This is a genomic window from Brevibacterium sp. (assembly GCF_022712115.1).
Lineage (GTDB): Bacteria > Actinomycetota > Actinomycetes > Actinomycetales > Brevibacteriaceae > Brevibacterium > Brevibacterium salitolerans.
The window spans coordinates 1-8412 of record NZ_JALAHB010000096.1; the positions used below are offsets into that span (position 1 = coordinate 1).

At 70.9% G+C, this 8412-nt stretch carries 8 protein-coding genes; 3 read left to right on the top strand and 5 right to left on the bottom strand.

Annotated elements, in window-relative coordinates; translation table 11 throughout:
* Positions 1 to 230 precede the first annotated feature (230 nt).
* The 3 genes from Q0A33_RS05835 to Q0A33_RS05845 all read left to right on the top strand — a co-directional run bounded on the left by Q0A33_RS05835 (position 231) and on the right by Q0A33_RS05845 (position 3476).
* A complete protein-coding gene (locus tag Q0A33_RS05835; RefSeq protein WP_291794373.1) occupies positions 231 to 1286 on the top strand; it encodes a bile acid:sodium symporter family protein in 1056 nt (351 codons plus the stop codon).
* A 214-nt stretch (positions 1287 to 1500) separates the two neighbouring features.
* Positions 1501 to 2271: a signal peptidase I gene (gene lepB / locus Q0A33_RS05840; protein ID WP_291794375.1), complete on the top strand. Its 771-nt coding sequence runs from the start codon at positions 1501 to 1503 to the stop codon at positions 2269 to 2271.
* Positions 2268 to 3476: an acyltransferase family protein gene (locus Q0A33_RS05845; RefSeq protein WP_291794377.1), complete on the top strand. Its 1209-nt coding sequence runs from the start codon at positions 2268 to 2270 to the stop codon at positions 3474 to 3476. Before lepB ends, Q0A33_RS05845 begins: the two co-directional genes overlap by 4 nt.
* Here Q0A33_RS05845 and Q0A33_RS05850 read toward each other — a convergent pair.
* From Q0A33_RS05850 to Q0A33_RS05870, 5 genes are all read right to left on the bottom strand, one after another.
* Entirely contained in the window at positions 3460 to 4716 is a 1257-nt protein-coding gene (locus Q0A33_RS05850; protein ID WP_291794379.1) for a MauE/DoxX family redox-associated membrane protein, read from the bottom strand. The genes Q0A33_RS05845 and Q0A33_RS05850 overlap by 17 nt on opposite strands.
* Before the next feature lie 32 nt (positions 4717 to 4748).
* The gene (locus Q0A33_RS05855; protein ID WP_291794381.1) at positions 4749 to 5657 is read right to left on the bottom strand and encodes a hypothetical protein; all 909 of its coding nucleotides are present in this window, start codon (positions 5655 to 5657) and stop codon (positions 4749 to 4751) included.
* 264 nt (positions 5658 to 5921) lie between these two features.
* Entirely contained in the window at positions 5922 to 6821 is a 900-nt protein-coding gene (locus tag Q0A33_RS05860; protein WP_291794383.1) for a helix-turn-helix domain-containing protein, read from the bottom strand.
* Positions 6818 to 7483, bottom strand: coding sequence for a DNA alkylation repair protein (locus tag Q0A33_RS05865; protein ID WP_291794385.1), 666 nt, complete (start codon positions 7481 to 7483; stop codon positions 6818 to 6820). The genes Q0A33_RS05860 and Q0A33_RS05865 overlap by 4 nt, the downstream gene beginning before the upstream one ends.
* A gap of 183 nt (positions 7484 to 7666) precedes the next feature.
* Positions 7667 to 8119, bottom strand: coding sequence for an HD domain-containing protein (locus Q0A33_RS05870; RefSeq protein WP_291794387.1), 453 nt, complete (start codon positions 8117 to 8119; stop codon positions 7667 to 7669).
* Positions 8120 to 8412 lie beyond the last annotated feature (293 nt).

The following is an 8412-nucleotide window of genomic DNA, read 5'->3' on the forward strand; positions in this document are numbered from 1 at the left end:
CCCCCGGGACTCCGCCCCTCCGCGCTCCGGCCCGGAGGCGCCCCACCGCTTCCGGATCCGCCCCTCCGCCTGAGCGGATTCCGCTGGAGGATCCCGGCGTCACGTGCGCCCGCTCACTCGGCCGTCCGAGCTTCGCCCGCATTTCGGAACAGCAGAGTGCCTTGTTCCCTGCTGAGTACAGTGACCGTGGCGCACAGACGCGCTCACACACCCACGCACTCGGAGGAACCATGCCCACGCCCGCACAGGAAGACAGCACTGCGGCCCGCAGCACACAGCACGGCGCAGAGAACGATGCCGCGACCGCGGCGGCCAGGGCCGAGGACAGGAGCGGCTACTTCGCCGTCCTCGTCTTCCCCCTCCTCATCATCGCGGGCGGACTCGCGGGCTTCTTCTTCTCGGACACGATCTCCCAGGCAGCGCCTGCGGTGAACCCGATGCTCGGCGTCGTCATGCTCACGATGGGCCTCACGCTCCGCCCCGTCGACTTCGGCCTTGTCATCAAGCGTCCCGTGCCTGTGCTGTTGGGCGTCGTCGCCCAGTACGTGATCATGCCGCTGGTCGCGCTGGGCATCGTCACCCTGCTGGATCTGCCGCCGCTCATCGCCGCCGGTGTCATCCTGGTGGGCTGCGCGCCCGGCGGCACCGCCTCGAACGTCGTGAGCTACCTGGCGCGCGGGGACGTGGCGCTGTCGGTGACGATGACCTCCATCTCCACCCTCCTGGCGCCGCTGCTGACCCCGCTCCTCACCCTCTGGCTCGCGGGCCAGTACATGCCGCTGGACGGCGGCTCCATGGCCCTGACCATCGTCAACGTCGTCCTGCTGCCGGTGCTCGCCGGGATCGTCATCCGCATGCTGCTGCCCAGGATCACCGAGGCTCTGCTGCCGGTCCTCCCCTGGCTCTCCGTCCTCGCGATCTCCGTCATCGTCGCGATCGTGGTCTCCGGCAGTGCGGAGACGATCGTCTCCGCCGGACTTCTGGTGCTCGTGGCGGTCATCCTGCACAACGTGGCCGGCATGGCGCTCGGCTACGGCGCGGCGGCACTCTTCCGCCTGCCGGTGCCCTCTCGCCGCACCACCGCGATCGAGGTCGGCATGCAGAACTCCGGGCTCGCCGCCGGGCTCGCCGCCCAGTACATGGATCCGCTCTCGGCCCTGCCCGGTGCCGTCTTCTCCGTGTGGCACAACGTCTCGGGCGCGCTCTTCGCCACCCTCTGCCGCAGCATCGACAAGCGAAAGACCGCGGCCGAGGCCCGGACGGGTGCCGAGGCCGCAGCCGCCTGAGGCGCGAACTTCCCCCTCATACACAAGTTACGTCTGCGTAGCGGCCGCCCACCACGGCCGCTACGCAGACGTAACTTGTGTATGGGGAGGAGCTGCGTGGGGAATGCGGAGCTGAGCTGTCACGCTGAGCCGGTTGCGCAGCGCCCCGCAGGGAGAGGCGCAGCACCCCTGAACTGCCGGCCGCACCCCGCGCTCATGAGAAACTGAAGTCCTCATGTCGGAAGATACTCATGCGCAGGCTCACGGTGCGACCGCACCGCGCCCCCCTCTGCCTCGGCGGATCGCCGGCCACCCTCTCACCCATCTGGCCGCGGCCCTGCTGGTGCTGGGCCTCGTGCAGGCGTTCCTGGTCAAGCAGTTCCAGGTCCCGTCCGGCTCGATGGAGCAGACGCTCCAGGTGGGCGACCGGATCCTGGTGAACCGGCTCGCCTACGCCGCGCCCTGGGCGGACGGCACCCCGGAGAACGGGGACGTCGTCGTCTTCCACACGCAGGAGGACCTCTGGCCGTCCAACACTCCCGCACCCGAGGCCTCGCTCACCCACTCCGCGAAACAGCTGGTGAAGCGCGTGGCGGGTGACTGGCTGGGCATCGGACCCGGCACCAAGCACATGCTGGTGAAGCGGGTGATCGGCACACCGGGGCAGACGGTCGAGTGCTGCGATGCGGAGGGCCGGCTGCTCGTCGACGGTCAGCCACTGGACGAGCCCTATGTCTTCGACGACCTGCCGTTCGAGGCGGGCCGGATGGACTGTGAGACAGAGGCGCGCTCGCAGCGCTGCTTCGCGCCCGTGACAGTGCCCGAAGACCGCCTGCTGATGCTCGGCGATCACCGCGGCAACAGCTCCGACGGGATCACGCAGTGCCGCAGCGCCGCCGCGGAGCCTGCGGGAGACTGCGTCCGCTGGGTGCGGACGGAGGACGTGACCGGCGAGGCCTTCAGCATCATCTGGCCGCTGGGCCGATTCGGAGGTGTGGACGGATGAGCACGGCCGCTGCCGGACGCAGGACGCCGGCACCACGACCCCGCGTCGTCGCCATCGATGTGATCCGCGGCCTCGCCATCATCGGGATGATCTGGGCGCATGCGCGGATCCTCGTGGAGGGCGCGCTTCCGGACGGGCTGCTCTCCGCCGTCTCCGCTCTGAGCGGGGCCGCCACGCCGCTCTTCATGTTCACCGCCGGCTCCAGCATCGCGCTGCTCACCGCACAGACGATGGGCCGTGCAGAGCGATCCAGGTTCCGCCTCGAGTACGCGCTCCGCGGCCTGGCCCTGATCCTGCTGGGCCTCGCCCTCTCCCAGACCACCTCACATGTCGATGTGGTGCTCTCCTACCTCGGCATGACGTTCCTCGCCGCGCTGCCGTTCCTGTTCCTCCGGTCCCGCTGGCTCCTGGTGAGCGCCGCGCTCGTCTTCGCCGCCGCACCGCCCGCGGTGGACGCCGTGCGAGCACTGTTCGCCGGTCATCCGGCTCTGCTGAACCCGCAGGTGTCCGGGCATCCGCTGGCATACGTCCTCGAATGGCTCTTCACCGGCCGGGCCTACCACGTGACCTGGCTGCTGCCGTTCCTGCTGGTGGGCATCGTGCTGTCACGGCACGTGCGCAACAGCGGCGTCCGCTGCGCGGCGCTCACGGCCGGAGGCCTGGTCGTCACCGTCATCGCCTGGGTGCTGGTGGGGCGACAGGATGCCGCCGGCGGCATGGTGCGGGGCGGCTACCCGGAGATGCTCTACGACCTGGGGCGTGCGCTGGCCGTCTACGGAGCCGCAGCACTGCTCGTGGACTCCCGTGCCGCGCGTCTGCGCAGAGGGGCACGGGTGCTCTGCGCGCCGCTCACGCTGGTGGGCAGGATGCCGCTGACGATCTACGTGCTGCACGTCCCGCTGCTCACGTGGTTCCTCCACGCGCTCCCCGGCATGGCCTTCTGGCAGCAGGCGGGGACCGCCGCGCACGTGCTGGTCCTGCTGCTGTTCTTCGCCGTCTGCCTGCTGTTCGCCGCAGCCTGGGGACTAACACTGGGGACGGGGCCGGTGGAGCGGGTGCTGGGGGTCGTCTCCCTGCGGCATCCGCCTGCCTGGGCACTCCTCGTCCGCCCGGTGCGAGCCGAGGGCCTGGGAGTGGAAGCGACCGACCGTGACGGGCAGGAGACCCGCACACAGCGGGGGAACACGCTCAACGAGCGCCGCTGACGGCCTCCACCAGCCCCTCGATCTCCTGCAGGCCGTAGGCCAGCGGCGAGGCGATCACCGGCTGTTCGCGCCCGCCCAGCAGCACCGCCGCCGGGCTGCGCTGCACGCCCAGCCGGCTCAGCGCGGAGGCGGCACCGTAGCGCGTGTAGGGCAGGAGCGCAGGGAACATGCGCTCCATCTCCCGAGGCGTGGAGGAGGTGGCGACGCGCAGTTGCAGTGGGGCCAGCTCCTCGGCCCATCCCGCGGCGCGCTCGGCCACCGGATGGCAGTTGCCGCAGCTGGTGCTGAGGAAGAGGAGGAGCGTGGGCCGGCCGTCGCCGAGGTCCGGCAGCTCCTGGGTGATGCCGGTGGCGCTCACGAGTTCCGACCGGGGAATCTGCTCGCCCATGCGCACCTCGCCGGGTCGCGCCGGATCGAGCCCCAGGGCGATGGAGGCCGGTGACAGCGGCGGAGGCTCCCAGCCGTCGGGTTCGCCGAGGCCGGCCGCGTCTCCGCCTGCACCCTCACCGCCCGAGGCCGCACCGCCCGCACCGCCATCGCCGCCGGAGCCGCCCACACGGCCGCCCGAGGCCACAGCCCGAGCGCCGGGTTCTGCGCCGCGCGCGCCGGTCTCGGAGGCGGTGGTTCCCGGCGCGTGGACCGCCGGGCTCAGTGCGCCCATGCCGCTCATGGCACGAGGTGCCCTGCGCAGCTCGCGCCGGAGCACGGTCCGGGTGCGGAGCAGCACGAGGACGGCGACCAGCACCCAGCCCAGGCAGAGCGAGACGAGTGAGAGAGCGTCGCTGCGGACGAGGACCTGCAGGAGCGCAGGAGCGGACCAGGTGCCTGCGGTCGCGAGGACCGCTGCGAGCACGAGCACGATGTTGCGCGCCAGAGTCCAGCCCGTCACCCGGTCCGTGGCTGCGAACGGGCCGAAGCACCCGCAGTCCGCCTCCTCTCCCCGGCGCAGCACACCGGCGATCAGCACGGTGAAGACCAGCATGGTGAGGACAGCCGCACCACCGGCGAGTGCACGGAACGGCCCAGGAGCCACGAGGAGCGCAGCCGCGAGGCCGATCTCCCAGACCGGAACCAGCCCGGCCACCCACCGGCGCTGCAGAGGTTCCGGCACCCGGAGCGTCATCATCGACGCGAGTGTGCCGGAGGTGCGCCCCGCCTTGGAGGCGCCGGAAGCGATGAGCGTGAATGCGAGGAGCCCCGCCGAGAACGCAGCAGCGAACTCGGCGGGGCTCATCGACATGGGAGCAGAGTACCTGAGACTCAGTCCCGGGCTCAGGCGCCGGCCGGGGGCTCCTGGCCGGGGCAGAGCTGCAGAGTGACGGTGAGCGCAGAGAGGGCGTTGCGCAGCGGCGTCGTGATGAGGCTCAGGACAGCGCCGATGCCGGGGACGCCCTCGACCGCGTCCATGAGGTCGTTGACCAGGTTCAGGTTGCCCAGGCTGGTCTCGACCACGACGAAGTTCTGCGAGGACGTGTTGGGCTGGCCCGGAGCGGTGGACGGGTTGTCGCTGCCCACGAGGCCGAAGGTGACGGTGCCGCCCACGGAGAGGTCCACCGCATCGCCCCGGAGGCTGATGAGCTGGGTCTCGCCCTCTGCGAGGTCGCGGGTGAGCTCGATGACGGCGTCGTCGCCGTTGATGGAGACGAGGCCGAGGGCGTTCGCACCCGCGCCGCCGAGGGCGTCCTCGAGCAGGTTGATGTTGATGAGCCCGCCGCCGGAGAGCGTGAACTGCGTGCCGGCGGGGACGGTGCCCTCAACGGCCTGGATGTTGAAGCCGCGGCTCTCGAACTCCTCGAACCCGAGGCCGGAGAGGAGGCCCTTGAGGGTGTCGACGAGCGTGTTCGTGATCGGGGTGATGAGAGGCGCGAGGAGTACTCCACCCGGCAGGGAGCGCACAGTGTCGCCGAGGCCCGACCGCAGCTGGTCGAGATCGTAGTTGCCGACGCAGCTGGCGGAGACGCCCACGTCGTAGCTCTCCGCCGTGGAGGCGGAGGCCATCGGCACGGAGACCGCGGCGGCGAGGACGGGGACGGACCAGGCGGCGCCCTTGGCGACGGACCGGCGGGAGATGCCCTGGTTGGTGAGCGCGTCAGTCATAAGACTCCTCAGTGTGATGGGTGTGCGGAACAGCAGTTCGCTGAGCGAGGAGATGCTCCCAGCGAACTCACCGGGGATCTCCATCCGACGATGAATCTAAGCCGCGATCCGAGGGAGAAGAAGGCTCACCGTCGAACTCTTCGCGTCTCGATCCAAGCCTGCGCGTACTGTTGCTTCTGAGCGTCACGGAACGTGATCTTCTCAGTCAGCGGACACCTCGGACATCTGCTCCGGCAGCCTCCCCTCACAACACGGCTTGCCGCAGTCACCGCCCGCGGAGCATGCCGCGCATCCTCAGGGAACGGGCGCAGCGCGTCCGCCGAGGAACGGGCACCGCGCAGAGCACGCTCACCGGTTCTTGCGCAGCTCCCGCGGGCTCGTGCCGTAATGGTCCTTGAGAGCGCGCCGCATGCTCATGGTGGTGCCGAACCCGGAGCGCTCCGCGATCGCCTCCACGCTGAGCACGTCGAACCGGCTGTCGATCAGCAGACCCCTGGCCGTACGCGCCCGCTGCCTGCGGATCTCCCCGGCCACCGTGGTGCCGGCCTCTGCGAACACCGCCTGCACCTGCCGCAGGGAGGACTGCACCTCCTCCGCCACGAGCGCGGGAGTGAGCTCCACGTCCGTGCACTGCTGCGCGATGATCGCCATCGCCCTGTCCCGCAGCACCGCCTGCGGACTGCCCGCGGAGCGGAATCCGCCCAGACGATTGAGCAGCACGGCACCGCCCATCTCCACGAGCAGCTGCCCCACCGCGTAGCTCTCGATCGCCGTGGCCGGCTTCTCCGCCGCCAGCACCTCGTGCGCGAACGCATGCATGGAGTCCTCGAGGAGCGCGGTGTCCGTGAAGAGATCGGGCCGGCGGGGCAGATTCGGGACGAAGGACTCCATCGCCTCCCACGGCAGCCCCACGACGAGGAGCTCCCAGCTGCCCAGCAGCCGCACGGAGCCCGAGGCCTCGGGCGGCACCAGGAGCAGGCGCGCCGGCACCGGCGTGCCCTCGCGGAACCCGTCGTGGCTGATCAGCCCATTGCCCAGGAAGGCGAGCTCGAACATCTCAGCCTGCTGCGCCTCCGGCCTCCCGACCAGCTCCACCGCTGTGCCGCGCGCGCCCATGAGACTGATCTCCCCGAAGCGGATGCTCCGGCAGAGAAGCCCCGCGCGCCCGCGCTGCCGGTGCACGCCGTCGGTGAGCACTCCCAGCCCGCACGCGGCCTCGGCGGTCCTCTCCCCTCCTGCGAGCGTCATTCTCCGCTCCTGCGCACCATCTCCGCGATCCAGACCGGGGCGAACGGGGAGGTACAGCCGGGAGAGGTGGGGTAGTCGGCGAGCACCTGCAGATCCTCGCCGATCCGCACCGCACGCGCGCGCAGAGCGGGATGGTGGATGCCGATCTGGGCGAGGGTCTCATTCATCGACCACTGGAGGTCTGCGGGCGCGTCCCGCATCTCCCCTTCGATCCGCGTGAGCAGCGCATCGAGGTCGAGGCCCTCGGGGTCCTTCACCACTCGCTGGGCCGTGAGGGCCCAACCCACGGAGGCCACTCGCTGATCGGCATCCGCGAGCCACTTCTGCCGCAGCTCCTCAGCGTGCGGGGACTTCTTCGCCACGTAGTTGACGAACCAGTCGTGCACCTTGGGAGCACGCGTGGAACGGACCATCGAGTCCAGATCCGCGACCGTGTACTTCCGCGGGGTGCAGACGAGGAGGGCGAGCAGCTGTGCCGCGGTGTCACCGGCGTCCCACAGCCGGACGGCGAGCGCGTGGTCCTTCCGGATCGACTTCGCCAGAGCGCGCAGCCGGCTGAGATTCACCCCGTGGTCGTCGCCGCGCTTCTCATTGGCCGCGCGCACCGCCGGGTCCTCCAGCTCCGACAGCCGCTCCAGCGCGGAGGTCAGGTCAGTGCTCATGACGAAAAGGATAAGGGCCACGGCAACCTGCCGGGGGCGTCACTGGGTGAAACATCACCTGCTGCGCTCTCCGCGCTGATTTCCCGCGCCTCCCGAGCGATGATCCCGTCAATAAGCGGTGCCTGCTCCACGACGCCGCGCGGTTTCTGGGCTGCTGCCGCGTGGCCGTGTGAGGGCCGGCCCTTACACCTCGCCGAGGATCAGCTGCCACGAACGGGTGTACTTCTCCTGCAGGCGCTCACGCGTGGGCGCGTCCAGCTGCGCTGCCCGTTCCGGCGTGGTGTTGTCGATGAGGTCCGCGACCTTGACGATCCGCGCGACCGCGCTCCCGCGCAGCCGCGCGAAGTATTCCTCCGGCGTCACGCCCGGTCGCCTGCTGAGCCTGTCCACGGCATCCACCACGGACTCCGGGAAGCCCTGCTCCCGCAGCGCCCGCAGACTCACCTCGGTGTCCTCGACCGTGTCGTGGAGCCACGCCGCCGCGACCGCCTCCTCGCGGATGGCCTCCGGCGCGATGAGCGCCGTCCTCGCCGCCACCCGGCCGGGATGGCCGATGTAGTCCGCGCCCACCTTGTCCGTCTGCCCCGCATGTGCGGACCGGGCCAGGGCCTCGGCCCTCTCCGCCAGCGTCGTCATGAGATCATCGCCACCTCTCCGTGGGAACCGCCCGCGCCGGCGCGGGGCTGCGGCCGGCCGGGAGCGGTGTCGCCGCGCCGGCGCGGCCGCCGCTCCACTGCAAACCTATCAACGGGGACGGACATCGAGAGGAAGGTCACCGTGACACTGCGCGTCCGCGCCCCGAACGCGGGATGACTGCGGAGCCGCCACCGTCTACTGTGTGCTCTGGCCGTGGCGGCGCCCCGCCGTCAGGCGTGACCGTCGCCCGGCCGGATCCCGGCCCCGGCGGCGGCCCTCCGACCGCCCCGGCC

Excerpts from the sequence above, each read along its gene's own strand:
- Q0A33_RS05865 (WP_291794385.1), bottom strand. The coding sequence starts at position 7,483 with ATGAGCACTGACCTGACCTCCGCGCTGGAGCGGCTGTCGGAGCTGGAG.
- lepB (WP_291794375.1), top strand. The coding sequence starts at position 1,501 with ATGTCGGAAGATACTCATGCGCAGGCTCACGGTGCGACCGCACCGCGC.
- Q0A33_RS05845 (WP_291794377.1), top strand. The coding sequence starts at position 2,268 with ATGAGCACGGCCGCTGCCGGACGCAGGACGCCGGCACCACGACCCCGC.
- Q0A33_RS05855 (WP_291794381.1), bottom strand. The coding sequence starts at position 5,657 with ATGGAGATCCCCGGTGAGTTCGCTGGGAGCATCTCCTCGCTCAGCGAA.
- Q0A33_RS05850 (WP_291794379.1), bottom strand. The coding sequence starts at position 4,716 with ATGTCGATGAGCCCCGCCGAGTTCGCTGCTGCGTTCTCGGCGGGGCTC.
- Q0A33_RS05835 (WP_291794373.1), top strand. The coding sequence starts at position 231 with ATGCCCACGCCCGCACAGGAAGACAGCACTGCGGCCCGCAGCACACAG.
- Q0A33_RS05860 (WP_291794383.1), bottom strand. The coding sequence starts at position 6,821 with ATGACGCTCGCAGGAGGGGAGAGGACCGCCGAGGCCGCGTGCGGGCTG.
- Q0A33_RS05870 (WP_291794387.1), bottom strand. The coding sequence starts at position 8,119 with ATGACGACGCTGGCGGAGAGGGCCGAGGCCCTGGCCCGGTCCGCACAT.